We start from the raw sequence: 23,572 nt of genomic DNA on the forward strand, positions 1-23,572 counted from the left end.
CGGAACGGGACGGTTGCCGCGGGTGGCGACCGGCCGCGCGGACGGGGCGGGAACGGATGGGCGGGATGGTCGTCGCGCGCGGCGATCGGCCGCGCGGACGGGGCGGAACGGGACGGGCGGGACGGTTGCCGCGCGTGGCGAGCGGTCGCGCAGACGTGGCGCGGGCGACGTCGCGGGCACAATGATGGGATGGCCTGCGTCGCAGGAGTCGGTGGCCCCGAGCTGAGCGAGGAATGATGACCACGGCGAAACAGTCGGCGACCGCGGATCCGTCCGCGCCCGACCACGAGGCGCTCCTCGTCGAACTGACCGAGGCGCTGCGGCGGGTCGGCCGCGGCGACCTCAAGGTCCGGCTGCCCCGACGGGCGGGCCGGGCCGGCGAGGTCGCGGACGCCTTCAACGAGGTCGTCTCGCTCCAGGAGCGGCAGTACCTCGACCTGCGGCGGATCAGCCGGATCGTCGGCCGGGACGGCCGGCTCACCGAGCGCCTGGACGACGAGGGGCTGGACGGCTCCTGGGCGGAGGGCCAGCGGGCCGTCAACTCGTTGATCGACGACCTCGGCCGGCCCACCACCGAGATCGCCCGGGTCATCGTGGCGGTCGCCGAGGGCGACCTGTCCCAGCACATGGCGCTGGAGATCGACGGCCGGCCGCTGCGCGGGGAGTACCTGCGCATCGGGCGCACCGTGAACACGATGGTGGACCAGCTCTCGTCGTTCGCGGACGAGGTGACCCGGGTGGCCCGCGAGGTGGGCACCGAGGGCAAGCTGGGCGGCCAGGCCGACGTACGCGGCGTCGCCGGCACCTGGAAGGACCTCACCGACTCGGTGAACACCATGGCGTCGAACCTGACCGGCCAGGTGCGGTCGATCTCCCAGGTGGCGACGGCGGTGGCCAAGGGCGACCTGTCGCAGAAGATCACGGTCGGGGCGCGCGGCGAGGTCGCCGAGCTGGCCGACACGATGAACTACCTGACCGACACCCTGCGGCTCTTCGCCGAGCAGGTGACGCGGGTGGCTCGCGAGGTGGGCACCGAGGGCAAGCTGGGCGGCCAGGCCGACGTGCCGAACGTGGCGGGCACCTGGAAGGACCTCACCGACAGCGTCAACTCGATGGCGTCGAACCTGACGTCGCAGGTGCGCAACATCGCCCAGGTCTCCACGGCGGTGGCGCGGGGCGACCTGTCGCAGAAGATCACCGTCGCGGCGCAGGGCGAGATCCTGGAGCTCAAGGACACCGTCAACACGATGGTGGACCAGCTCTCGTCGTTCGCCGACGAGGTGACCCGCGTCGCCCGCGAGGTGGGCATCGAGGGCAAGCTGGGCGGCCAGGCCCAGGTGCGCGGCGTCTCCGGCACCTGGCGCGACCTGACGGAGAACGTCAACCAGCTCGCGGGCAACCTGACCAGCCAGGTCCGCAACATCTCCCAGGTCTCCACCGCCGTCGCCAAGGGCGACCTGTCGCAGAAGATCACGGTCGACGCGCAGGGCGAGATCCTGGAGCTGAAGAACACCGTCAACACGATGGTGGACCAGCTCTCGTCGTTCGCCGACGAGGTGACCCGGGTGGCCCGCGAGGTGGGTACGGAGGGCAAGCTGGGCGGTCAGGCCCAGGTGAAGGGCGTCTCCGGCACGTGGCGCGACCTGACGGACAACGTGAACTCGATGGCGTCGAACCTGACGTCGCAGGTGCGCAACATCGCCTCGGTGACCACGGCGGTGGCGAAGGGCGACCTGTCCCAGAAGATCACCGTGGACGCCCGCGGCGAGATCCTGGCGCTGAAGTCGACGGTCAACACGATGGTGGACCAGCTCTCGTCGTTCGCCGACGAGGTGACCCGGGTGGCCCGCGAGGTGGGTACGGAGGGCAAGCTGGGCGGCCAGGCCCAGGTGCGTGGCGTCGCCGGCACCTGGCGCGACCTGACGGACAACGTGAACTCGATGGCGTCCAACCTGACCGCCCAGGTGCGCAACATCGCCCAGGTCTCCACCGCCGTCGCGAAGGGCGACCTGTCGCAGAAGATCACGGTCGACGCGCAGGGCGAGATCCTGGAGCTGAAGTCGACCGTGAACACGATGGTGGACCAGCTCTCGTCGTTCGCCGACGAGGTGACCCGGGTGGCCCGCGAGGTGGGTACGGAGGGCAAGCTGGGCGGTCAGGCCCAGGTGAAGGGCGTCTCCGGCACGTGGCGGGACCTGACGGACAACGTGAACTCGATGGCGTCGAACCTGACGTCGCAGGTGCGCAACATCGCCTCGGTGACCACGGCCGTCGCCAACGGCGACCTGTCGCAGAAGATCACGGTCGACGCGCAGGGCGAGATCCTGGAGCTGAAGAACACCGTGAACACGATGGTGGACCAGCTCTCGTCGTTCGCCGACGAGGTGACCCGGGTGGCCCGCGAGGTGGGCATCGAGGGCAAGCTGGGCGGTCAGGCGCAGGTGAAGGGCGTCTCCGGCACCTGGCGGGACCTCACCGAGAACGTCAACCAGCTCGCCTCGACCCTCACCACCCAGCTGCGCGCCATCGCGCAGGTCTCCACCTCGGTGACCCGGGGCGACCTGACCCAGCGGATCGCGGTCAAGGCGCAGGGCGAGGTCGCCGAGCTGAAGGACAACATCAACCAGATGATCGTCACCCTCCGGGAGACGACCAAGAAGAACGCCGAGCAGGGCTGGCTCGACTCGAACCTGGCCCGCATCGGCGGACTGCTCCAGGGCCAGCGCGACCTCGGCGAGGTCTGCCGCATGATCATGATGGAGGTGACCCCGCTGGTCGACGCGCAGCTCGGCGCGTTCTTCCTGGCGGACACCTCCGAGGGCGTGATGCGGCTGCGGCTGACCGCCTCGTACGGCTACGTCGCCCGGGGGCACGACGTCACCTTCGGGCCCGGCGAGGGGCTGGTCGGCCAGACCGCCCTCTCCCGCCGGACGATCCGGATGGGCGGGACGCCGGACGGCAGGCTGATGCTCCGCTCCGGGCTCGCCGAGACCCCGCCGGCCGACCTGGTCGTGCTGCCCGTGCTCTTCGAGGGCGAGCTGCTCGGGGTGATCGAGTTCGCCAGCGTGACGCCCTTCTCCGAGCTGCACCTGTCCTTCCTGGAGCGGCTGGTGCTCACCACCGGCATCGCCGTCAACACCATCCAGGCCAACCGGCGTACGGAGGAACTGCTCGCGCAGTCCCAGCGGCTCGCCCACGAGTTGCAGGAGCAGTCGGCCGAGCTCCAGCGCACCAACGCCGAGCTGGAGGACAAGGCGCAGCTGCTCTCCGAGCAGAAGGGCAACATCGAGACCAAGAACCGCGAGATCGAGCTGGCCCGGCTCGGCCTGGAGGAGAAGGCCCAGCAGCTCACCCGGGCGTCGGCGTACAAGTCGGAGTTCCTGGCCAACATGAGCCACGAGCTGCGTACGCCGCTGAACTCCCTGCTGCTGCTGGCCCGGCTGCTGGTCGAGAACTCGGAACAGAACCTCACCCCGAAGCAGATCGAGTTCGCCCGGACCATCCACGGCGCCGGCTCCGACCTGCTGTCGCTGATCGACGACATCCTGGACCTGTCCAAGATCGAGGCGGGGCGGATGGACGTCGAGCCCACCGAGGTGCGGTTCGACGAGATCCGCGGCTACGTGGAGCAGGCGTTCGCGCCACAGGCCGAAGAGAAGGGCCTGGACTTCCAGGTGCGGATCAGCAAGGACCTGCCGCCGGCCCTGGTCACCGACGCCCAGCGGCTGCAGCAGATCCTGCGCAACCTGCTCTCCAACGCGGTCAAGTTCACCGACAACGGCGCGGTGACGCTGCGGATCGCGCCGGCGCCCGAGAACACGGCCTTCGACGTGCCGGCGTTGACCAATGCGCAACAGGTCATCGCGTTCACGGTGGTCGACACCGGGATCGGCATCTCCGACGACAAGCTGTCGCTGATCTTCGAGGCGTTCCAGCAGGCCGACGGCACCACCAGCCGCCGCTACGGCGGCACGGGGCTGGGGCTGTCCATCAGCCGGGACCTGGCCCGGCTGCTGGGCGGCAGCATCGCCGTGTCGTCGGCGCCCGGGCAGGGCTCGACGTTCACCCTCTTCGTGCCGGACGTGCTCGCGCCGGACGCGGTGGTGGCGCCGCTGCCGCCGTCGCCGGCCCGGGCCGGGCTGCCGTCGTCGCTGCTGATGCCGCCGCCGGAGCTGCCCGAGCCGGCCTCCACGCCGGCCACCCGGCGGCTGGAGGGGGCCACCGTGCTGATCGTCGACGACGACGTCCGGAACGTCTTCGCGCTGACCAGCGCGTTGGAACTGCACGGGCTCACCGTGTTGTACTCGGACAACGGGGCGGACGGCGTCCGCCTCCTGGCCGAGCATCCGGAGGTCGACATCGTCCTGATGGACGCGATGATGCCCGACCAGGACGGTTACGAGACGACCCGGCAGATCCGGCGCAACCACCGGTTCGCCGACCTGCCGATCGTCTTCCTGACCGCCAAGGCCATGCCCGGCGACCGCGAGTCGGCGCTGGCGGCCGGGGGAACCGACTACATCACCAAGCCCGTCGACCTGGACGAGTTGATCGAACTCATGGCGTCCTGGATCAGCGGCAGCCGAACCGAGGAGAGTTCGTGACCCAGATGGCCAAAGCGCTCCTGGTGGACGACCGCCGGGAGAACCTGATGGCGCTGGAGGCGATCCTCCAGGGGCTGCCGGTCCAGTCCGTCGCCGTGGAGAGCGGCGAGGCGGCACTGAAGCAGCTGCTGGTCGACGACTTCGCGGTGATCCTGCTCGACGCCCAGATGCCGGACATGGACGGCTTCGAGACGGCGAGCCACATCAAGCGGCGCGAGCGTACGCGGCACGTGCCGATCATCTTCCTCACCGCTGCGGACCGGGACGCCCAGCTCGCGCTGCGCGGCTACGCGGTCGGCGCGGTCGACTACCTCACGAAGCCGTTCGACCCGTGGGTGTTGCGGGCCAAGGTGTCGGTCTTCGTGGAGCTGTGGGTGAAGACCCGGCAGCTCGCGGCCCAGTCGGATCTGGTGCGGGAGCGCGACGCGCAGTGGCGGGTGCTCACCGACGCGGTCGACGAGGCCACCGCGATGCTGCGGACGGACGACCCGGACGCCCGCGACCGCGCCGTCGACCTTCTCGAACAGGCCCGCTGGGGCAACACCCCCTGACCCACTCCGCCCTCCCCCCGACCCCCCGCCCCCGCGCCGATCTCGCCACCCCCACACCCCCGGCCCCGCGCCGATCTTGCACTTCCTGCCCGGGTAAAGGGCGCAAAAGCGGACAATTCAAGGGCCAAAAGTGCAAGATCGCCGGGGCCGACACCGGGGCGGGGGCGGGGCGGGGCGGCGGGGTGGGGGAGCGGGTTAGGCGGTGGTCTGGTCGTTGCGGATCATCAGGGCGCTGCGGAGGCCGGTGATGTCCAGGACGCGGAGCAGGAAGTCGCCGACGTTCGTCAGCATCAGGAGGCTCTGCGCGTGGCTGGCCTTCCGGCTGAGCACGACGAGGGTGCCCAGGCCCTGCGAGTCGCAGAAGGTGACGCCGCCGAGATCGAGCACGATCCGCGGCGGCGGATCGGCGAGCACCTCGTTGACGACGGTCGACAGCTGGGTGGCCGTGAGCATGTCGATCTCACCGGCCAGGCGCAGCACAGCTTCGTCGCCCGTCCGGTGTAGCGTGATGGACAGTTCGGCACGATCCACCGGGTCAGCCTAGCGCGATCCCGGCGACCCGGCCTGTCGAGCCGGGGTGCCGCACCCATCGAGCGGGAGCATCGCCGACCCGGAGCCCTGGAAGGGCGCGGCGAGACCGCTCGGGAGGTCGGGGCGGGTGAGCCTGGTAACCCCGGTGCGGGGTGCCTGCCGATTCGCCGCCCGGCGCTGACACAATGGCGGCATCGTGACCGATATGTTTCCCGCCGGATCCGGCCGTTACCCGGCCGACGCGCCGGCCTCCGAGGCCCTGTTCGACCGCGCCAAGGCCATCGTGCCCGGCGGGGTGAACTCCCCCGTGCGCGCCTTCCGTGCCGTCGGCGGCACCCCGCGCTTCATGGTCCGGGGGGAGGGGCCCTGGCTCTACGACGCCGACGACCGGCGCTACGTCGACCTGGTCTCCTCCTGGGGCCCGCTGATCCTCGGCCACGCGCACCCCGAGGTGGTGGACGCGATCCGGGCCGCCGCCGCCCGGGGCACCAGCTTCGGCACGCCCACCCCGGGCGAGGTCGAGTTGGCTGCCGAGATCGTCGACCGCACCCCGGTCGAGCAGGTCCGGCTGGTCAACTCCGGCACCGAGGCCACCATGTCGGCGATCCGGCTGGCCCGGGGCTTCACCGGCCGCCCCCGGATCGTCAAGTTCGCCGGCTGCTACCACGGGCACTCCGACGCGCTGTTGGCCGCCGCCGGTTCGGGCGTGGCCACCCTCGGCCTGCCCGACTCGCCCGGCGTGACCGGAGCGGCGGCGGGCGACACGATCGTGCTGCCGTACAACGACGTCGCCGCCGTGGAGCAGGCGTTCGCCGCCGAGGGCCAGCACATCGCCGCGATCATCACCGAGGCCGCCGCCGGCAACATGGGCGTGGTCGCCCCGCGCGACGGGTTCAACCAGCAGCTCGCCCGGATCGCGCACGCGCACGGCGCGCTGCTCATCGTCGACGAGGTGATGACCGGGTTCCGGGTCTCCCGCGCCGGGTGGCACGGCCTCGACGCCTCCGACGCCGACCTGTGGACGTACGGCAAGGTCATGGGGGGTGGGCTGCCGGCCGCGGCGTTCGGCGGGCGCGCGGAGATCATGGAGCGACTGGCCCCCGCCGGGCCCGTCTACCAGGCCGGCACGCTCTCCGGTAACCCCCTCGCCTGCGCCGCCGGCCTGGCCACCCTGCGGCTGGCCGACGACGCGCTCTACCGCCGGCTCGACGAGACGGCCGCCGTCGTGAGCAAGCTCGCCGCCGACGCGCTCGCCGCCGCCGGGGTCCCGCACCGGCTGTCGTACGCGGGCAGCATGTTCTCGATCTTCTTCACCGATGCCGACGTGGTCGACTACGACAGCGCCCGCACCCAGCAGGTGCCGGCCTTCAAGGCGTTCTTCCACGCGATGCTCGCCGGCGGCGTCTACCTGCCGCCGAGCGCGTTCGAGGCGTGGTTCGTGTCGGCGGCGCTGGACGACGCCGCTCTGGAGCAGATCGCCGCCGCCCTGCCGGCGGCGGCCAACGCGGCGGCAGCGGCGGGTCACGGGGGGTAGCGGTGAGCGCGAGGAGTGAGCCGGGTCTGCGAGCCCCGCAGTCGCGAACGAAGGGCGTTGCGGTGAGCGCGAGGAGTGAGCCGGGTCTGCGAGCCCCGCAGTCGCGAACGAAGGGGGCGCAGCGGTGAGCAAGACGGTGGTCCACGTGCTGCGGCACGGCGAGGTGCACAACCCGGAGGGCATCCTCTACGGCCGGCTGCCCGGCTTCCGGCTCTCCGAGCTCGGTGTGCAGATGGCCAAGGCCGCCGCGCAGGGGCTCGCCGAGCGGGAGGTCGTGCACGTGGTGGCCAGCCCGCTGGAACGCGCCCAGCAGACGGCCGAGCCGATCGCCGGGCAGTTCGGGCTGCCGGTCGGCGTGGACGAGCGGCTCATCGAGAGCGCCAACTGGTTCGAGGGCAAGAAGGTCTCGCCCGGCGACGGCTCGTTCCGCGACCCGCGCAACTGGTGGGTGCTGCGGGACCCGGTCACCCCGTCCTGGGGCGAGGCCTACCGCGCGATCGCGGAGCGGATGTTCGCCGCCCTGCACGCCGCCCGCGTGGCCGCCGAGGGGCGCGAGGCCGTGCTCGTCTCGCACCAGCTCCCCATCTGGACGCTGCGCCGCCACGTCGAGCGCAAGCGGCTCTGGCACGACCCGCGTCGGCGTCAGTGCGGGCTGGCCAGCCTCACCTCCTTCCACTTCGACGGCGCCAAGGTGGTCGGCATCGGTTACTCCGAGCCGGCCGCGCACCTGATCGCGATGTCGGCGACCGCCCGGACGGCCAAGGGGGCCTGATGAACGCCCGGAGGTGGACCGCGGGTCTGCTCGCCGCCGTCACGACGGTGGCGTTGGCCGGCTGCTCCTCGCAGAGTCGGGAGGACGCCTGCGGCACCAACTCCGAGGGCGTCATCGAGTGCGCGCCCGACGAGCGTTCCGCGGCCCCGAAGATCTCCGGCGAGCTGCTCACCGGCGGCAGCCACGACGTGGCGAAGGACCGCGGCCAGGTCGTCGTGGTCAACTTCTGGGGCTCGTGGTGCAACCCGTGCCGGGCCGAGGCGGACGACCTGGAGAACACCTACCAGGCCACCAAGGGCTCCGGGGTCACCTTCCTGGGCGTCAACATCCAGGACAGCCGGGACAAGGCCATCGCCTTCGAGGAGCGGTTCGGGGTGACCTACCCGAGCCTGTTCGATCCGCCCAGCCGGGTCGCGCTCGCCCTGGACATCCCGCCGAACACCATCCCGGCCACCATCGTGCTCGACCGGGACGGCCGGATCGCCGCCGTCATCCGCGCGGCGGTGAGGCAGGAGGGCCTCCAGCCCATCGTCGAGCGGATCGCGGCCGAGCAGCCCGCCCCCAACGGTTCCCGCTGATGGGCGAGACGTTCCGGGAACTCGCCCAGTCCGGTCCGCTGCTGCTCGCCATCGGCGCGGCCGCGCTCGCCGGCCTGGTCAGCTTCCTCTCCCCGTGCGTGCTCCCGCTGGTGCCGGGCTACCTGTCGTACGTCACCGGCCTCGCCGGGGCGGACCTGGAGGGCCGGCGCCCTCGGGTAAGGAAGGGCACCCCGTTAACGGATTCGGTAGAGGAAGGGGCCCTTCCTAACACCGGGGGCGGGGTGGCGGTGCGGGAGCGCACCGCGCCGGCCGCCGCCGCCGTGAAGGGCCGGGTGCTGGCCGGCACGCTGCTGTTCATCGCCGGCTTCACCGTCGTCTTCACCGCCACCGCGATCCTCTTCGCCGGCGTCGGCCGGGTCTTCTTCGAGTACGAGCGCACGCTGGAGATCGTCATCGGCGCGCTGATCGTCGTGCTCGGCCTGGGCTACGTCGGGGTGGTCCCCGGGCTGCAGCGGGAGTTCCGGATCCACCGGCTGCCCGCCGCCGGGCTGCTCGGCGCCCCGGTGTTCGGCGCGGTCTTCGCGCTCAGCTGGGTGCCCTGCGTCGGCCCGACGCTGGGCGCGGTGCTCGGCATGGCCGCCGTCGAGGGGCAGACCGACCGCGCCGTGGTGTTGGCCGTGGCGTACTGCCTGGGGCTGGGGATACCCTTCGTCGTCTTCGGGTTGGGCTTCCAGCGCCTGCTCGGGGTCTTCCGCGCCGTCCGGCGCAACAGCCGTTGGATCACCCGGGTCGGCGGCGCCCTGCTGATCCTGATCGGCCTCGCGCTGGTCACCGGCGGGTGGACGAATTTCGTGATCTGGTTGCAGACCACCGTCGGGGTGGGCGAGGTGAGCATCTGATGACTGTCGTGGACGAGCGGCCGGCGACGCCGGCCGAGGCGCCCCGGCGTCGCCCCAACCGGCTGCTGGCCCTGCTGCGCAACTCGTGGCGGCAGCTCACCAGCATGCGTACGGCTCTGGTGCTGCTGTTCCTGCTCGCGATCGCCGCCATCCCCGGCTCGGTGCTGCCGCAGCGCGGGGTCAACCCGGAGGACGTGCGGGACTACTTCACCGAGCACCCCGACATGGCCCGGGTGCTGGACCGGATCGGCGCCTTCGAGGCGTTCGGCTCGGTCTGGTTCTCCGCGATCTACCTCCTGCTGTTCACCTCGCTGATCGGCTGCATCACCCCCCGCCTGCGTGACCACGTCCGGGCGCTGCGGTCGAAGCCGCCGGCCGCCCCGAAGCGGCTGGACCGGCTGCCGCAGCACGCGGTGCTGCCCGCCCCCGAGGGCGGCACGGCGGCGATCGCCGAGGCGCTGCGCCGACGGCGCTGGCGCGTGGTGGTCCGCGGCGACGAGGTCTCCGCCGAGAAGGGCTACCTCAAGGAGACCGGCAACCTGCTCTTCCACACCTCGATGGTGGTCGTGCTGGTCGGGGTCGCGCTCGGCTCCTGGTACGGCTGGAGCGGCAACAAGCTGCTGGTCGCCGGCAAGGACAACGCGTTCTGCAACACCCGCCAGCAGTACGCCGAGAGCAAGCTCGGCCCCCGCGTCGGCAGCGAGGACCTGGCCGACTTCTGCATCCAGCTCGACGACTTCGAGGCCCGGTTCCTGGAGACCGGCCAGCCGGAGTTCTTCAACGCCAAGGTGACCGTCGACGAGGACGGCGGCGAGCAGCGGCAGGCGGAGTTCTCGGTCAACTCCCCGCTGCGCCTCGACGGCGCGAACGTCTACCTGCTCGGCCACGGCTACGCCCCGGTGATTCGCTACACCGACCGGTTCGGCCGCAGCCAGACCAGCGCCGTGCCGTTCCTGACCACCGGCGACATCGGGCTGACCAGCGAGGGGTTGGCGGCCTTCCCGGACGCCAACGTCGACCCGGCCACCGGCAGCCGGGACCCGGACCTCCAGATGGCCTTCTCCGGTCTCTACCTGCCGACCGCGCCGGCTTCGGCGCCGTTCGCGCGCTCCGAGTACCCGACCGAGCGCAACCCGGCGCTGAACCTCGTCGCCTACCGGGGCAACCTGGGGCTGGACGCGGGCATCCCCGGCTCGATCTACGAGCTGGACCAGCGGCAGGTGCGGGCCGGCAAGGTGAAGGAGGTCGGCACGAAGCTGCTCCGCAAGGGCGAGACCTGGACGCTGGACGACGGCACCAAGGTCGAGTTCCTGGACAGCCTGCCGTACATCACCCTGTCGGTCCGGTACGACCCGGGCTCCACGCTGCTGCTGGTCAGCTCCGGGGTGCTGCTGGTCGGGCTGATGGGCTCGCTGTTCGGCCGGCGCCGCCGGGTCTTCTTCCGGGTGTTGCCGACAGACCCCGCGGGTGGATCTCCGACGGGCGGTAGTAGGTTGGTCGAGGCCGGTGGCCTGCCGCGCACCGACCATCCAGGGTTCGCCGACGAGTTCGCGCAGCTCGTCGCCGCGGTCAGCGGCGACGGGGGGCCGGGTGGTCGCGCCGGCGACGGGCGGGCCGGATCGCGAGAAGGAGCCGAGTGATGTCCGCACTCTCCGACCAGCTGGTGTCGTTCGCGATCCTGGCGTACCTGGTCGCGATGATCAGCCACGCCGTCGAGTACGCGCTCGGCAACGCCCGCGCCCGCGTCGCGGCGCCCACCCGCGAGCTGGTCGGGGCCGGCGTCGGCGCGGCCGGCGGCAGCGTCCCGCCCGAGCCGGTGGCGAGCGACCCGACCGCCGCCGAGCGCACCGCGCACCGGGCCCGGCTGGCCGGCCGGATCGCGGTGGGCCTCACCGCGCTCGGCGTGCTGCTGCACCTCGGGGCACTGGTCGCCCGCGGTGTCGCCGCCGACCGGATGCCCTGGGGCAACATGTACGAGTTCGTGCTCACGGTCACGTGGATCGGCGCCGCCGCCTGGCTGGTGGTGCTCTGGAAGCTGCCGATGCTGCGTCGCCTGGGGCTGTTCCTGTCGCTGGTGATGGTGCTGCTGTTGGCGACCGCCGAGCTGGTGCTCTACGTGCCGATCGTGCCGCTCGTGCCGGCGCTCAACTCGTACTGGTTCCTCATCCACGTCTCGACGGTCATCTTCGCCTCCGGCATCCTCCTGCTCGGCGCGGTTCCCGCGGTGGCGTTCCTGATGCGCTCCGGCTACGAGCAGGGCAGGCGGAGCTTCCCGTACACCCTGGCGAAGCGGGTGCCGGCGGCAGCCGCCCTGGAGCGGCTGACCTTCGTGCTGCACGCCTTCGCGTTTCCGATCTTCACCTTCGCGGTGATCGCCGGGGCGATCTGGGCCGAGGCGGCCTGGGGCCGGCCGTGGGGCTGGGACCCGAAGGAGACCTGGTCGTTCATCTCCTGGGTGATCTACGCCGGCTACCTGCATGCCCGGGCCACCCCGAGCGTGAAGCGGAACGTGGCCACCTGGCTGGCCGTGGTCGGCTTCCTCACCATGCTGATGAACCTGTTCGGGGTGAACATCTTCTTCGAGGGCCTGCACTCGTACGGCGGCCTCGACTGAGTCCTCCACCGCTCGATCCGGCCCGGCTCCACTCCGGCGACTGACGGTCGCTCGACGAGGGGGCCGGCGGGTCGACGACGGGCCAACGCCGGTGGCCCCTTCTCGCCGGTGACCGGTCGGGTCAGCCGCCGAACCAGCCGGGCACGTCGAGGCGGAACAGGTTGGCCGGGGCGACCGCCCGCAGGTCGTCCTCCATCGCGGCGACCCGTTCCGGGCCGAGGGTGTCGGCCCACCGCTGCCGGAGCTGATCGAAGACCACCGCCGAGCGGCGCAGGCCGTCCAGGCCGCGCGGGGTCATCCGGACCAGCTTGCGCCGGGCGTCGCGCGGGTCGTCGGCGCGTTCCAGGTAGCCGAGCACGACGAGTCGGTCGACCGTCTTGCCGGCCGCCTGCTTGGAGATGCCGAGCCGCTGGCCCAGCTCGGTGGCGGTGGTGCCCTCACTGCCGACGGCCTGGAGCACGAAGCCGTGCAGCGGGCGCAGCTCCGGGTGCCCCTGTCGGGCCAGCTCCGCGTGCAGGTCGTCGATGAGCGTACGGAAGCCGGCGAGCAGCAGCAGGGGCAGCAGGAAGCCGGGTCGATCGGGGTCAGTTGCCATGTTCGACAACCACGTTTACCATTTGGACAACCACGTTGACGATCGTACGTCACCGCCGGTGCCGTCCGCCCTGCCGCGCCCGGCGCCGCCTGTTGCTCCCGACGAAAGGTCACCCCGTGCCCGTCTTCACGCCCCACACCCCCGAGACCGCCCCCGCCGCCGCGCGCCCGACCATCGAGGCGGTACGCCACAAGCTCGGCCACCTGCCCGCCGCGGTCGGTCTCATGGCCGAGTCCCCGGAGCTGCTCAAGGGGTTCCTCACCGTCAACGGCATCTTCGAGGGTTGCGCGCTCGGCCCGGTCGAGCGGGAGGTCGTCGTGCTGACCGTCGCCACCCGCAACGAGTGCCACCTCTGCGTGGCCATGCACACCGCCACGCTGACCCGGCACGGCGCCGCGCCCGGGCTGATCGAGGCGCTGCGCGCCGGCACGCCGCTGCCCGACGACCGGCTGGAGGCGCTGCGGCGCTTCACCCTCGCGGTGCTCGACCACCGGGGCGCGGTGCCCGAGGAGGGGACCCGCGCCTTCCTGGCGGCCGGCTACCAGCCCCGACACGCCCTGGACGTGGTGCTCGGCGTCGGCACGTACACCATCTCCACCTTCGCCAACCGGCTCACCGGCGCGCCGCTCGACCCACCCGTGGCCGCGTACGCCTGGCAGCCCGCCGGGTGACGGCAGGACCGACCACCGGTCAGCCCACGCATGCTGTCGCCGGGCACCGACACGTTCGCCGCCGGTGGTCGGTATGGCGGAACGCACATGGCGCAGTCGACATCACCCGACCCGGCTGGGGTGGCCGGGGTGCCGGTGCGGGAGACTGGCAGGCATGGCGGCTCGTGGCTTCCCGTACAACGATCTGAAGGACTTCCTCGCTGCGCTGGAGCGCGCGGGCGAGCTGCGGCGGGTGAGCGTCCCCGTCGATCCCACCCTGGAGATCAGCGAGGTCGTCACCCGGACGGTCCGCGCGGGCGGCCCCGCGTTGCTCTTCGAGCGGCCGACCCGGGGCGAGATGCCGGTGGCGATCAACCTCTTCGGCACCGAGAAGCGGATGGCGATGGCGCTCGGCGTCGAGTCGCTGGACGAGGTCGGCGAGCGGATCGGCAACATGCTCAAGCCGGAGCTGCCGATGGGCCTCTCCGGGATGATGGACGGCCTCGGCAAGGTCATGCAGCTCAAGTCGATGCCGCCGAAGAAGGTCAAGACCGCTCCCTGCCAGCAGGTGGTCTACCGGGGCGACGACGTCGACCTGAACCGGCTGCCCGGCCTCCAGGTCTGGCCGGGTGACGGCGGGATCTTCCACAACTTCGGGCTGACCCACACCAAGCACCCCGAGACCGGCAAGCGCAACCTGGGGCTGTACCGGTTGCAGCAGCACTCCCGGAACACCATCGGCATGCACTGGCAGATCCACAAGAACTCCACGGCGCACCACGCGGTCGCCGAGCGGCTGGGGCAGCGCCTGCCGGTGGCGATCGCCATCGGCGCCGATCCTGCGGTCGCCTACGCGGCCAGCGCGCCGCTCCCCGCCGACATCGACGAATACCTGTTCGCCGGGTACCTGCGCGGCGAGCGGGTCGAGATGGTGGACTGCCTGACGGTCCCGCTCCAGGTGCCGGCGCACGCGCAGGTCGTCCTGGAGGGCTACCTCGAGCCGGGCGAGCGGCTGCCGGAGGGCCCGTTCGGCGACCACACCGGCTTCTACACGCCGGTCGAGCCGTTCCCGGTGATGCACATCGAGTGCATGACCATGCAGCGCGACCCGGTCTACCACTCGATCGTCACGTCGCAGCCGCCGCAGGAGGACCACGGCCTCGGCAAGGCCACCGAGCGGATCTTCGCGCCGCTGCTGCGCTTCCTGATCCCGGACATCGTCGACTACGACCTGCCGGCCGCGGGCGTCTTCCACAACTGCGCGATCGTGTCGATCCGCAAGCGCTACCCGAAGCACGCCCAGAAGGTCATGAACGCGATCTGGGGCGCGCACATGATGTCGCTGACCAAGCTGATCGTGATCGTCGACGAGGACTGCGACGTGCACGACTACAACGAGGTCGCCTTCCGCGCCTTCGGCAACGTCGACTACGCCCGCGACCTGCTGCTCACCGAGGGCCCGGTGGACCACCTGGACCACGCGTCCTACCAGCAGTTCTGGGGCGGCAAGGCGGGCGTCGACGCGACCCGCAAGCTGCCCGAGGAGGGCTACACCCGGGGCTGGCCGGAGGAGATGCGGATGGCCCCCGAGGTCGTCTCCCTGGTGGACAAGCGCTGGAAGGAGTACGGCATCTGATGGCCACCGCCGTCGCCGAGCCGGTGGAGCGTCCCGGCCGGGTCAAGTCCTTCCTCAAGCTCGTGGCGATCGAGCACTCCGTGTTCGCGTTGCCGTTCGCGTACCTGTCGGCGTTGACCGCCATGCAGGTTCACGGGGGGCGGGTGCGGTGGGGGGACCTGCTGCTGATCACCGTGGCGATGGTGGGCGCGCGGACGTTCGCCATGGCGGCCAACCGGATCCTGGACCGGCGGATCGACGCGCGGAACCCGCGTACCGCCGGCCGGGAGCTGGTCACCGGGGCGGTCAGCGTGCGGACGGCCTGGACCGGCGCGGCGGTCGCGCTCGTGGTCTTCCTCGCCGCCGCCGCCCTGCTCAACCCGCTCTGCCTGGTGCTCGCGCCGCTCGCCGTGGTGCCGCTGGTCGTCTACCCGTACGGCAAGCGGTTCACCAACTGGCCGCACGCCATCCTGGGGGTCGCCCAGGCGGTGGGCCCGGTCGGCGCGTGGCTGGGAGTCACCGGCACCCTCGACGGCTCGTGGCCCGCCTGGTTGCTCGGCGCGGCCGTCGGGCTCTGGATCGGCGGCTTCGACCTCATCTACGCCTGCCAGGACTCGGAGATCGACCGGGAGATCGGGGTGCACAGCGTGCCCGCCCGGTACGGCCGACGCTTCGCCCTGCACGCCTCGACCGTGGCGCACGTGGTGACCTTCGCGCTCTTCATCTGGTTCGGCGCGCTGGTCGGCTTCGGCTGGCCCTGGTGGATCGGGCTGGCGCTGACCGCGCTCGCGTTCGGCTACCAGCACGTGGTCGTCACCCCGACCGACCTGAGCAAGGTCAACCGGGCCTTCTTCACCGCCAACGGCTTCGTCGGCATCGCGCTGTTCGTCTTCGCCCTGCTCGACCTGGTGATCCGCCTCGACCTGCGCCCCTGACCGCGCCGGCCGCAGCGCCCCCTCGGTGGGCGGGCTCGCCGGAGGGCCGGGGTGTGGGCGGCGAGGGTCAGCGGAGGGCGGCGGGCTCGGGGCGGGAGCCCGGGTAGCGGTCGCTCTCCAGCGTCCAGTCGACGGTCGCCCGGACGGCGTTCGCCACCCCGTCGAGGTGGTCGGTGACCGCCTCGTCCAGCGCCGGCCCGAACGACGGCACCGCCGCCCGCAGCTCGACGAAGCGCCGCATCGACGCCCGCCAGCGCTCGGCGGTCAGCGCGACCGCGGTCTCCACCGGCACCCCGTGCTCGGCGGCGGTCGCCAGCACCAGGTTGTGCCCACCCGAGGTGGCCCGGTCGCGCTCCAGCGAGGCCAGGTCGTTGTACCAGGAGACCAGGTCGTTCCCGGTGGTGGCGACCCGGCGCAGTAGCGGGTGGTGGTGCACCGCGTCGGGCAGCGGACGCCCGGTGACGAACTCCACCAGCGGGTACGACACGTACGTGGCGGAGGTGGCGCGCCGCAGCTCGACGTACTCGGCGACGTCGGGGTGGCGTCCGGCCGACTTGTTGACCGCCTCCCGCCACGTGCCGTCGAGGTGGTCGGCGACCGCCTCGGCGAAGCGCAGCCGCCAGCGGGCCGGCATCCGGCGGCGCGGCTCCCGCCACGCGCGCACCAGCAGCCGCCGCAGCGGCCCGGTGAGTCCGGCGTGCCGGATCCGGGGGCCCTCACGCAGCAGGGTCAGCGCGCCGGCGCGCAGCGCCCGGATCTCGTCCGTGCCGAGCCGGCCCGGCCCGTCGCACGCGTCGTCGACCAGGAAGAACCAGGTGAACAGCGCGGCCAGCACACGCAGGTCGGACTCCGTGGCGCCCGGGTAGAGGCGGCCGGCGTACCGGGCGACGCCGGCGCGGGCCAGCCGTTGCGGCGTCCCGTCGTCGGCCGGCAGGCCGAGGCCCGGCAGCAGGTCGTCGGTCAGCCAGCCCTGCACCCGGTCGGCGTGCGGCGAGAGCCGGGGCGGGATGGGGCACTCCGACCGTAGCGACCAGAGGATCTCGTCGGTCATCACCGATTCCTCCCGCGTGCGATCTGCGTCCGGTGCGAATCGTCCCGGCAGCATGTCAGGTCGCCGGGATGCCCGCGATCCCGGCCGACATCGCGCTCGTCGGGGACAAACCACCCCGGAGGCGGGTATCCCGGGCGGGCGCCGGTCCGGGGGGTGCCCGACGGCGCCGGCGAGCGACCAGGCAGGCTGGTGGCATGCGGGAACCATGGGTGGTCGGGGTCTCCGGGGCGTCCGGGACGCCGTACGCGGCGGCCGTCGTGCGGGCGCTGATCGACGCCGGGGAGCCGGTGGACCTGATCGTCTCCCGGGCCGCCCGGCTGACGGTTCTGGACGAGACCGGCCGCCCGTTCCGGGACGCGCACTGGGCGGAGGACCTGGCCACCTGGCTGGGCCGGGATCTCGCGGGCGCCGACGTGCGACACTGGCCCGCCGGCGACCTGGCGGCCGGCCCGAGCAGCGGCTCCTACCGGGTACGCGGGATGGCGGTGGTCCCGGCGAGTACGGCGGCCTGCGCCGGCATCGCCATCGGGCTCTCCAAGGACCTGCTCCAGCGCGCCGCCGAGGTGAACCTCAAGGAGCGCCGGCCGGTGGTGGTGGTGCCCCGGGAGACGCCGGTGACCCGCAGCCACCTGGAGCACCTGATCGCCCTGCACGACGCCGGGGCGGTGGTGCTGCCGGCCAGCCCCGGCTTCTACGGCGCGGGGGCGGCGGCCTCCGCCCAGCAGCTCGTCGACTTCGTCGCCGGCAAGGTGCTGGACGCCCTCGGCGTACCGCACGACCTGTTCCGCCGCTGGTCTGGTGAGTTGGGCGCGGCGCGGGACTGAGCCCGGCCGGGTTCACAGGGCCGCGGACCGGAGTCGGTGTCCGGTCCGCGCGCCGATCCGCACCGGTCAGTACATTCCCGCGTTGGCCGGGCCCGGGCCGGTCGAGGCGGCCGGCCCCGCGTTGCGCGGCTTGCCGACGTCCTCCGCCTCGTCCAACATGCCCTCACCCTCAAGCAGGGCCCGCACCTCGGATTCCCGAAACCGGCGGTGCCCGCCTGGAGTCCGGATGCTGCCTATCCGGCCCGCCGCCGCCCATCGCGTCACAGTCTTCGGGTCAACCCGAAACAGTGCGGCAACTTCACCCGGTGTCAGCAGGCGATCTCCAGTGTCCACAGCCCCCTCCTCGCGTCGACGAAGCCCCCGGCTGAACACACTGCCCCCGGCCGGTGCGAGCCCAGAGCCGTCATGAGGGACGTATGGCAATTACAGCACCAGCGACCTGGCCTGTCCGCCAAACGCGAAAAACGCACTGAGTGGGAAGTTAGGAAATATTACCTGCGGACGACTCCCTTGACTGTGAGTTTGCGAACGACTACACCCTGTCATGTTCAACGCGCTCCGAATGCCCGACGTTACGCCCGGACCGCTAGGGTCTACAGTCCGTGGACGCCATCGACCTGAGCCTCGTGGAACTGCTGCGCGGCAACGCCCGCCTGTCCTACGCCGAGCTGGCCCGGCAGGTGGGCCTCTCCGCGCCGGCCGTGCACGAACGGGTCGGCAAGCTGGAGTCCGGCGGCGTGATCCGGGCGTACCGGGCGGAGGTGGAGCCCGAGTCGATCGGCCTCGCCGTCACCGCGCTCATCGGGATCATCCAGGACTCGGGCGCCGACACCGACGACGTGCTCGAGGCGTTCCGGCAGATGCCCGAGATCGAGTCCTGCTACTTCATGGCCGGCGTCGAGTCGTTCCTGCTCAAGGCCAGGGTCGGCACCATCGCGGAGCTGGAGCGGCTGATCGTGCGGCTGAACCGGACCCCCGGCGTCGCCTCCACCCGGACCGGCATCGCCCTCTCCACCAAGTGGGAGAACCGCCCGCAGCCCCCGGTGGCGCCCACCACCTGACCGCCGCGGCACGGGGCCCGCCTGGCCCGCCGGGTCGTCCCGCCGGCCCTGGCGTCCCGCAGCCGGCGGCGATAGCGTGCGCCGATGACGAAGCCCGTCCCCGGGGCGGCCGTGGTCACCGGCGCCGCCGGCGGCCTCGGCCGGGCCATCGCCGCCGCCCTGCACGCCGACGGCTGGCCGGTGCTCCTCACCGACCTCGACGCCGGGGCGGTGGCCGACGCCGCCGCGCCGCTCGGCGGCTGGTCCCGCCCGCTGGACGTCCGCGACGAGGCCGCCTGCGCCGCCGTCGCCGCCGAGGCGGCCGGCCGGGGCGGGCTCGGCCTCTGGGTGAACAACGCCGGCATCCTCGTCACCGGCCCCTCCTGGGAGCACGACGCGGCGACCCGCCGCCGGGTGGTCGAGGTGAACACACTCGGCGCGATGAACGGCACCCTCGCCGCTCTGGCCGTCATGCGGGCGCAGGGGCACGGGCACGTGGTCAACGTCGTCTCGCTGGCCGGGCTGGTGGCCGCCCCCGGCGAGACCGTCTACGCGGCCAGCAAGCACGCCCTGGTGGCCTTCAGCATCGGCACCCTCGCCGACCTGCGGCTGGCCGGGCACCGGGGCGTACACGTGTCGTGCCTCTGCCCGGACGGGATCTGGACGCCGATGCTGCACGACCGGCTCGACGACCCGGGCGCCGCGGCCTCCTTCACCGGGACGCTGCTGCACCCCGAGCGGGTGGCCCGCCGGGCCGCGCGCCTGGCCCGCCGGCCCCGCCCGGTGGTCAGCGTGCCGCGCTGGCGCGGCGCGCAGGTCCGGCTGCTCGACGCGCTGCCCGGCCCGGCCGTGCGGCTCGCCCCGCTGATCCTCGCGGCCGGCCGGGCGGGTCAGCGCCGCCAGCGCCGCCGGGCCGGAGCCGAGCCGCGCTGAGCGGGCTTGCTAGGTTTCGGACGTGACTCATCTCGACCGGTGCGACGAGGCCAGCCGGCGCTGGGTGACCGATGCGATCGCCACCGTCGAGGCGGACGCCAACCGGTCCGCCGACACCCACCTGCTGCCGTTCCCGCTGCCCCGGGCGTGGGGGATCGACCTCTACCTGAAGGACGAGTCGGTGCACCCCACCGGCTCCCTCAAGCACCGGCTGGCCCGCTCGCTCTTCCTCTACGGGCTGTGCAACGGCTGGATCGGTCCGGGCACCACGATCGTCGAGGCGTCCTCCGGCTCGACGGCGGTCTCGGAGGCGTACTTCGCGCGGATGCTGGGGCTGCCGTTCATCGCCGTGATGCCGGCCTCCACCTCGCCGGAGAAGATCGCCCAGATCGAGTTCCAGGGCGGCCGCTGCCACCTCGTCGACGACCCGGCCAAGGTGGTCGTCGAGGCCCGCTGGCTGGCGGAGGACTCCGGCGGGCGCTTCATGGACCAGTTCACCTTCGCCGAGCGGGCCACCGACTGGCGGGGCAACAACAACATCGCCGAGTCGATCTACGCGCAGCTCGCCCTGGAGCGGCACCCCGTGCCGGCGTGGATCGTGGTGGGCGCCGGCACCGGCGGCACCAGCGCCACCATCGGCCGGTACGCCCGCTACCGGCGGCTGCCCACCAAGCTCTGCGTGGTCGACCCGGAGAACTCCGCGTTCTATCCCGCCTGGCAGGCGGCCGACTGGTCGGTCCGCACCGGGCGCGGCTCGCGGATCGAGGGGATCGGCCGGCCGACCGTCGAGGCGTCGTTCCTGCCCTCGGTGGTTGACCGGATGGTCCAGGTGCCCGACGCCGCCTCGCTGGCCGCCATGCGGGCCGGCTCGGCCGTGCTCGGCCGCCGGGTGGGTGGCTCGACCGGCACGAACCTGTGGGGCGCCTTCGGGCTGATCGCGGAGATGCTCGCCGAGGGCCGCACCGGCTCGGTGGTCACCCTGATCTGCGACGCCGGCGACCGCTACGCCGACACCTACTACGCCGACGACTGGGTGGCCGCCCAGGGGCTCGACCTGGGCCCGCACCTGGCGACGATCGAGCGCTTCCTCGCCGACGGCGCCTGGCCGGCCTGACCCGCGGCGGCACGTCCGGCCGGCCGACTCCGGCACGGGGCCAGGTAGTCAGCGCGGGTCGACGCGCTCGGCCAACCCCGGGTAGCGCACCACGTAGCCGTCGGCGTCGAGGTCGATGTCGGCGGTGAACGTGTCGCTGGTGAAGCGGACCCGGCCGGGGCCGAGCGGCGTGTAGACCTGCTCGGCGGGCACCACCATTAGGCTGGGCACCAGCACCCAGGCGACGGCGACCCGGTGCGGCGTGTCGGCCGGCGCGCGGGGCAACCCGAGACGGTGCACCGGCAGGGCGTTGAACAGCGGCGAACCGCCGAGGTCGACGTCCAGCGCCTCGGCCAGCCGGTCCGGGTCGTCCGTGCCGGGCAGCCCGGCGGGTGGATGGCCGGCGGCCCGCAGCGCCGCGTCCAGGTCGCCCTGCTCGCCGGTGGTCACCCGCCACCGGTCGCCGGCCCGTTCCAGGCGTACGCTCCGCCGCCACCCGGAGCCCTCCACCTCGACCTCGGCCCGGGCGGTCACCCACTGCGGGTCGGTGGTGAGCTGGTAGCGACAGGTGTAGGGGACCGGGTCGACAGCCGTGAGCGTGCCCCGAGCGGTCAGCCCCCGGCCGTCGTCGAACAGCGCGTGCTCCGTGCCGGCGGTGTCCGCCCGCGTCCAGAAGAGCGACTTCGGCATGGTCGGCATGAGCCGGACGTTACGCGACGCGACCGACACCGGCAGCGGATGCGAAAACGCCGCCGTGGAGCGTGGGCTCCGCGACGGCGTTCCGGTCGGTGCTCGTGATCAGTGGGTACGCGACGGCGGTCGCCCGCCGAAGCCCCGCCGCTCGTCGCGCGGCCGGTCGTCGCGACCCCGGCCCTCGGGCCGGAAGCCGCTCCGGTCGCCGAAGCGCCGCTCGCCGCGCTCGCCGTAGCCGCGTCCCTCGGTGGGCCGGTCGCCGTAGCGGCGCTCGCCCTGCGGTCGATCGCCGTAGCCCCGGCTGTCGGTGGGCCGGTCGCCGTAGCCGCGCCCCTCCGTGGGCCGGTCGCCGTAGCGGCGCTCGCCCTGGGGCCGGTCGCCGTAGCCGCGGCGGTCGCCCTGCGGCCGGTCGCCGTAGCGGCGCTCGCCGCGCCCGTCCCGGTCGCTGTAGCCGCGTCCCTCGGTGGGCCGGTCGCCGTAGCGGCGCTCGCCCTGGGGGCGGTCGCCGTAGCCGCGCTCGCCGTGCGGCCGGTCGCCGTAGCGGCGCTCGCCCCGGTCCGCGAAGCCCCGCTCGCCGTAGCCGCGTCCCTCGGTGGGCCGATCGCCGTAGCGGCGCTCGCCCTGGGGGCGGTCGCCGTAGCGGCGCGGGCCGCCCGGCCGGTCGCCGTGCCGGCGCGGCTCCTCGGGCTCGTTGCGGACCGGGACGCCGCTCGGCTCGCGGGCGCCGGTCAGCTCGGCGAGCGCCGGGTCGCCGGCGCGCACCCGGGTCTCGGCCGGCGCCACGCCGGCCTTCTCCAGCATGGCGAGGGTCGTCCGGCGTTGCTTCGGCAGCACCAGCGTGGCGACCGCGCCCGACTCCCCGGCCCGAGCGGTACGCCCCGCGCGGTGCAGGTAGTCCTTCGGGTCCTTCGGCGGGTCGACGTGCAGCACCAGCGAGACGCCGTCCACGTGGATGCCCCGGGCCGCCACGTCCGTGGCGACCAGGACGTTCATTCGACCCTCACGGAACTCGGCCAGCGTGCGGGTACGCATCCGCTGCGTCTTGCCGCCGTGCAGGCCACCCGCGCGTACGCCCACGGCGGCGAGCTGCTCGACCAGCCGGTCGACGCCGAGCTGGGTGCGGGCGAAGACCATGGTCCGCCCGTCCCGGGCCGCGATGGACGCCGCTACCGGGAACTTGTCGTGCGGCGGGATCAGCAGCATGTGGTGGTCCATGGTGGACACCGATGCGGTGGACGGGGCGGTCGAGTGGGTCACCGGATCGGTCATGAACCGCTTGACCAGCGCGTCGACGTCACCGTCCAGAGTGGCCGAGAAGAGCAGCCGCTGGGTGCCCGCCGGCGTCTTCGCCAGCAGCTCGGTGACCTCGGGCAGGAAGCCCATGTCGGCCATCTGGTCGGCCTCGTCGAGGACCGTGATCTCCACGTCGTCCAGGTGGCACACGCCCCGGGCGATCAGGTCGCCCAGCCGGCCCGGGGTGGCCACGACGATCTCCACGCCGCGCCGCAGGGCGTCGATCTGCCGGTCGTACGGCACGCCGCCGACGGCGGTCTTCAGGAACACGCCGACGGCCTTGCCGAGCGGCAGCAGCGCGTCGTTGACCTGCATGGCGAGCTCGCGGGTCGGCACCAGGACCAGGGCCCGCGGGTGCAGCGGCCGGGCCCGCTCGCCGTCGGCCACCCGGGCCAGCAGCGGCAGGCCGAAGGCCAGGGTCTTGCCGGAGCCGGTCTGGCCCCGACCGAGGACGTCCCGGCCGGCGAGCGCGTCCGGCATGGTGGCGCGCTGGATCTCGAACGGGGCGGTGATGCCCTGCCGGGCGAGCGCGCGGACCAGCGGCTGGGGCAGCCCCAGCGTGGCGAAGTCGGTGGCCTCGGCCGGCACCGGTGCGGCGGAGTCCTGCGGGGTGGCGTCCCGCTCGACGAGGGCCTGCGCGTCGGCGGTGTCGAGGGCGGGCGGAAACGTGCTGGGTTCAGCAAACGCGGTCAAGAAATGCCTTTCGAGCGGGGCGCATCTTCGCGTCGGCCTGCCGCAGCTGAACGCCGCCGAATCGCCCGCAAGATCGCCCATGGGCGCGCATGACGCGCGCCGGGTCAGTGATC

At 72.9% G+C, this 23,572-nt stretch carries 21 protein-coding genes; 15 read left to right on the plus strand and 6 right to left on the minus strand.

The annotated features are described in order from the left end of the window. Positions 1-236: 236 nt before the first annotated feature. Positions 237-4,604 carry a HAMP domain-containing protein gene (locus tag ACGF5G_RS00275; RefSeq protein ID WP_393257381.1) on the plus strand — a complete coding sequence of 1,456 codons (4,368 nt, stop codon included), beginning with the start codon at positions 237-239 and terminating at the stop codon, positions 4,602-4,604. Beyond that, positions 4,601-5,155 carry a response regulator gene (locus tag ACGF5G_RS00280; protein WP_357449459.1) on the plus strand — a complete coding sequence of 185 codons (555 nt, stop codon included), beginning with the start codon at positions 4,601-4,603 and terminating at the stop codon, positions 5,153-5,155. Before ACGF5G_RS00275 ends, ACGF5G_RS00280 begins: the two co-directional genes overlap by 4 nt. Positions 5,156-5,350: 195 nt before the next feature. Here ACGF5G_RS00280 and ACGF5G_RS00285 read toward each other — a convergent pair whose 3' ends face one another. Next, the gene (locus ACGF5G_RS00285) at positions 5,351-5,686 is read right to left on the minus strand and encodes an STAS domain-containing protein (protein WP_393257384.1); all 336 of its coding nucleotides are present in this window, start codon (positions 5,684-5,686) and stop codon (positions 5,351-5,353) included. A 196-nt stretch (positions 5,687-5,882) separates the two neighbouring features. Between ACGF5G_RS00285 and hemL the strand changes: the two genes are divergently transcribed. The 6 genes from hemL (at position 5,883) to ccsB (ending at position 12,044) form a co-directional block, all read left to right on the plus strand. Then, positions 5,883-7,220: a glutamate-1-semialdehyde 2,1-aminomutase gene (gene hemL / locus ACGF5G_RS00290; protein ID WP_393257386.1), complete on the plus strand. Its 1,338-nt coding sequence runs from the start codon at positions 5,883-5,885 to the stop codon at positions 7,218-7,220. A 124-nt stretch (positions 7,221-7,344) separates the two neighbouring features. Next, a complete protein-coding gene (locus tag ACGF5G_RS00295; protein WP_393257388.1) occupies positions 7,345-7,992 on the plus strand; it encodes a histidine phosphatase family protein in 648 nt (215 codons plus the stop codon). Beyond that, positions 7,992-8,570 carry a TlpA family protein disulfide reductase gene (locus ACGF5G_RS00300; RefSeq protein ID WP_393257390.1) on the plus strand — a complete coding sequence of 193 codons (579 nt, stop codon included), beginning with the start codon at positions 7,992-7,994 and terminating at the stop codon, positions 8,568-8,570. The genes ACGF5G_RS00295 and ACGF5G_RS00300 overlap by 1 nt, the downstream gene beginning before the upstream one ends. After that, positions 8,570-9,430: a cytochrome c biogenesis CcdA family protein gene (locus ACGF5G_RS00305; protein WP_393257392.1), complete on the plus strand. Its 861-nt coding sequence runs from the start codon at positions 8,570-8,572 to the stop codon at positions 9,428-9,430. The genes ACGF5G_RS00300 and ACGF5G_RS00305 overlap by 1 nt, the downstream gene beginning before the upstream one ends. Continuing rightward, positions 9,430-11,070, plus strand: coding sequence for a cytochrome c biogenesis protein ResB (locus ACGF5G_RS00310; protein WP_393257394.1), 1,641 nt, complete (start codon positions 9,430-9,432; stop codon positions 11,068-11,070). Before ACGF5G_RS00305 ends, ACGF5G_RS00310 begins: the two co-directional genes overlap by 1 nt. Next, positions 11,070-12,044, plus strand: coding sequence for a c-type cytochrome biogenesis protein CcsB (gene ccsB / locus ACGF5G_RS00315; RefSeq protein ID WP_393257396.1), 975 nt, complete (start codon positions 11,070-11,072; stop codon positions 12,042-12,044). The genes ACGF5G_RS00310 and ccsB overlap by 1 nt, the downstream gene beginning before the upstream one ends. A gap of 121 nt (positions 12,045-12,165) precedes the next feature. Here ccsB and ACGF5G_RS00320 read toward each other — a convergent pair whose 3' ends face one another. Further along, the gene (locus tag ACGF5G_RS00320; RefSeq protein ID WP_393257398.1) at positions 12,166-12,639 is read right to left on the minus strand and encodes a MarR family winged helix-turn-helix transcriptional regulator; all 474 of its coding nucleotides are present in this window, start codon (positions 12,637-12,639) and stop codon (positions 12,166-12,168) included. A gap of 116 nt (positions 12,640-12,755) precedes the next feature. On the opposite strand from ACGF5G_RS00320, the gene ACGF5G_RS00325 reads away from it, so the two are divergent. From ACGF5G_RS00325 to mqnP, 3 genes are all read left to right on the plus strand, one after another. Beyond that, positions 12,756-13,310, plus strand: coding sequence for a carboxymuconolactone decarboxylase family protein (locus ACGF5G_RS00325; protein ID WP_393257400.1), 555 nt, complete (start codon positions 12,756-12,758; stop codon positions 13,308-13,310). Positions 13,311-13,464: 154 nt separating this feature from the next. Next, positions 13,465-14,925, plus strand: a complete 1,461-nt coding sequence (locus ACGF5G_RS00330) for a menaquinone biosynthesis decarboxylase (protein ID WP_393257402.1) — start codon at positions 13,465-13,467, stop codon at positions 14,923-14,925. Continuing rightward, entirely contained in the window at positions 14,925-15,839 is a 915-nt protein-coding gene (gene mqnP / locus ACGF5G_RS00335; RefSeq protein ID WP_393257404.1) for a menaquinone biosynthesis prenyltransferase MqnP, read from the plus strand. The genes ACGF5G_RS00330 and mqnP overlap by 1 nt, the downstream gene beginning before the upstream one ends. Before the next feature lie 67 nt (positions 15,840-15,906). Here the strand turns inward: mqnP and ACGF5G_RS00340 are convergent, their stop codons facing one another. Beyond that, entirely contained in the window at positions 15,907-16,890 is a 984-nt protein-coding gene (locus ACGF5G_RS00340) for a terpene synthase (RefSeq protein WP_393257406.1), read from the minus strand. 194 nt (positions 16,891-17,084) lie between these two features. Between ACGF5G_RS00340 and ACGF5G_RS00345 the strand changes: the two genes are divergently transcribed. Continuing rightward, positions 17,085-17,714, plus strand: a complete 630-nt coding sequence (locus ACGF5G_RS00345) for a UbiX family flavin prenyltransferase (RefSeq protein WP_393257408.1) — start codon at positions 17,085-17,087, stop codon at positions 17,712-17,714. Between the two features lie 66 nt (positions 17,715-17,780). Here the strand turns inward: ACGF5G_RS00345 and ACGF5G_RS00350 are convergent, their stop codons facing one another. Beyond that, on the minus strand, positions 17,781-18,047 hold the full coding sequence (locus ACGF5G_RS00350) for a BldC family transcriptional regulator (RefSeq protein ID WP_089002465.1): 267 nt from the start codon (positions 18,045-18,047) through the stop codon (positions 17,781-17,783). 269 nt (positions 18,048-18,316) lie between these two features. Between ACGF5G_RS00350 and ACGF5G_RS00355 the strand changes: the two genes are divergently transcribed. From ACGF5G_RS00355 to ACGF5G_RS00365, 3 genes are all read left to right on the plus strand, one after another. Then, entirely contained in the window at positions 18,317-18,775 is a 459-nt protein-coding gene (locus ACGF5G_RS00355) for an Lrp/AsnC family transcriptional regulator (protein WP_393257410.1), read from the plus strand. An 84-nt stretch (positions 18,776-18,859) separates the two neighbouring features. Then, the gene (locus ACGF5G_RS00360) at positions 18,860-19,687 is read left to right on the plus strand and encodes an SDR family oxidoreductase (RefSeq protein ID WP_393257412.1); all 828 of its coding nucleotides are present in this window, start codon (positions 18,860-18,862) and stop codon (positions 19,685-19,687) included. A 22-nt stretch (positions 19,688-19,709) separates the two neighbouring features. Beyond that, on the plus strand, positions 19,710-20,801 hold the full coding sequence (locus tag ACGF5G_RS00365) for a PLP-dependent cysteine synthase family protein (protein WP_393257414.1): 1,092 nt from the start codon (positions 19,710-19,712) through the stop codon (positions 20,799-20,801). A 48-nt stretch (positions 20,802-20,849) separates the two neighbouring features. Here the strand turns inward: ACGF5G_RS00365 and ACGF5G_RS00370 are convergent, their stop codons facing one another. Both ACGF5G_RS00370 and ACGF5G_RS00375 read right to left on the minus strand, forming a co-directional pair. Continuing rightward, the gene (locus ACGF5G_RS00370) at positions 20,850-21,470 is read right to left on the minus strand and encodes a putative glycolipid-binding domain-containing protein (RefSeq protein WP_393259158.1); all 621 of its coding nucleotides are present in this window, start codon (positions 21,468-21,470) and stop codon (positions 20,850-20,852) included. Between the two features lie 108 nt (positions 21,471-21,578). Beyond that, the gene (locus tag ACGF5G_RS00375; protein WP_393257416.1) at positions 21,579-23,459 is read right to left on the minus strand and encodes a DEAD/DEAH box helicase; all 1,881 of its coding nucleotides are present in this window, start codon (positions 23,457-23,459) and stop codon (positions 21,579-21,581) included. Positions 23,460-23,572: the final 113 nt, after the last annotated feature.

It is taken from the genome of Micromonospora sp. NPDC047730 (assembly GCF_043204765.1).
Classification (GTDB): domain Bacteria; phylum Actinomycetota; class Actinomycetes; order Mycobacteriales; family Micromonosporaceae; genus Micromonospora.

What these genes read in the sequence shown, in the direction of transcription:
- ACGF5G_RS00310 (WP_393257394.1), top strand. Translation starts at nt 9,430, where the DNA reads ATGACTGTCGTGGACGAGCGGCCGGCGACGCCGGCCGAGGCGCCCCGG.
- ccsB (WP_393257396.1), top strand. Translation starts at nt 11,070, where the DNA reads ATGTCCGCACTCTCCGACCAGCTGGTGTCGTTCGCGATCCTGGCGTAC.
- ACGF5G_RS00345 (WP_393257408.1), top strand. Translation starts at nt 17,085, where the DNA reads ATGCGGGAACCATGGGTGGTCGGGGTCTCCGGGGCGTCCGGGACGCCG.
- ACGF5G_RS00320 (WP_393257398.1), bottom strand. Translation starts at nt 12,639, where the DNA reads ATGGCAACTGACCCCGATCGACCCGGCTTCCTGCTGCCCCTGCTGCTG.
- ACGF5G_RS00275 (WP_393257381.1), top strand. Translation starts at nt 237, where the DNA reads ATGACCACGGCGAAACAGTCGGCGACCGCGGATCCGTCCGCGCCCGAC.
- ACGF5G_RS00340 (WP_393257406.1), bottom strand. Translation starts at nt 16,890, where the DNA reads ATGACCGACGAGATCCTCTGGTCGCTACGGTCGGAGTGCCCCATCCCG.
- ACGF5G_RS00305 (WP_393257392.1), top strand. Translation starts at nt 8,570, where the DNA reads ATGGGCGAGACGTTCCGGGAACTCGCCCAGTCCGGTCCGCTGCTGCTC.
- ACGF5G_RS00370 (WP_393259158.1), bottom strand. Translation starts at nt 21,470, where the DNA reads ATGCCGAAGTCGCTCTTCTGGACGCGGGCGGACACCGCCGGCACGGAG.
- ACGF5G_RS00300 (WP_393257390.1), top strand. Translation starts at nt 7,992, where the DNA reads ATGAACGCCCGGAGGTGGACCGCGGGTCTGCTCGCCGCCGTCACGACG.
- ACGF5G_RS00360 (WP_393257412.1), top strand. Translation starts at nt 18,860, where the DNA reads ATGACGAAGCCCGTCCCCGGGGCGGCCGTGGTCACCGGCGCCGCCGGC.
- mqnP (WP_393257404.1), top strand. Translation starts at nt 14,925, where the DNA reads ATGGCCACCGCCGTCGCCGAGCCGGTGGAGCGTCCCGGCCGGGTCAAG.
- ACGF5G_RS00330 (WP_393257402.1), top strand. Translation starts at nt 13,465, where the DNA reads ATGGCGGCTCGTGGCTTCCCGTACAACGATCTGAAGGACTTCCTCGCT.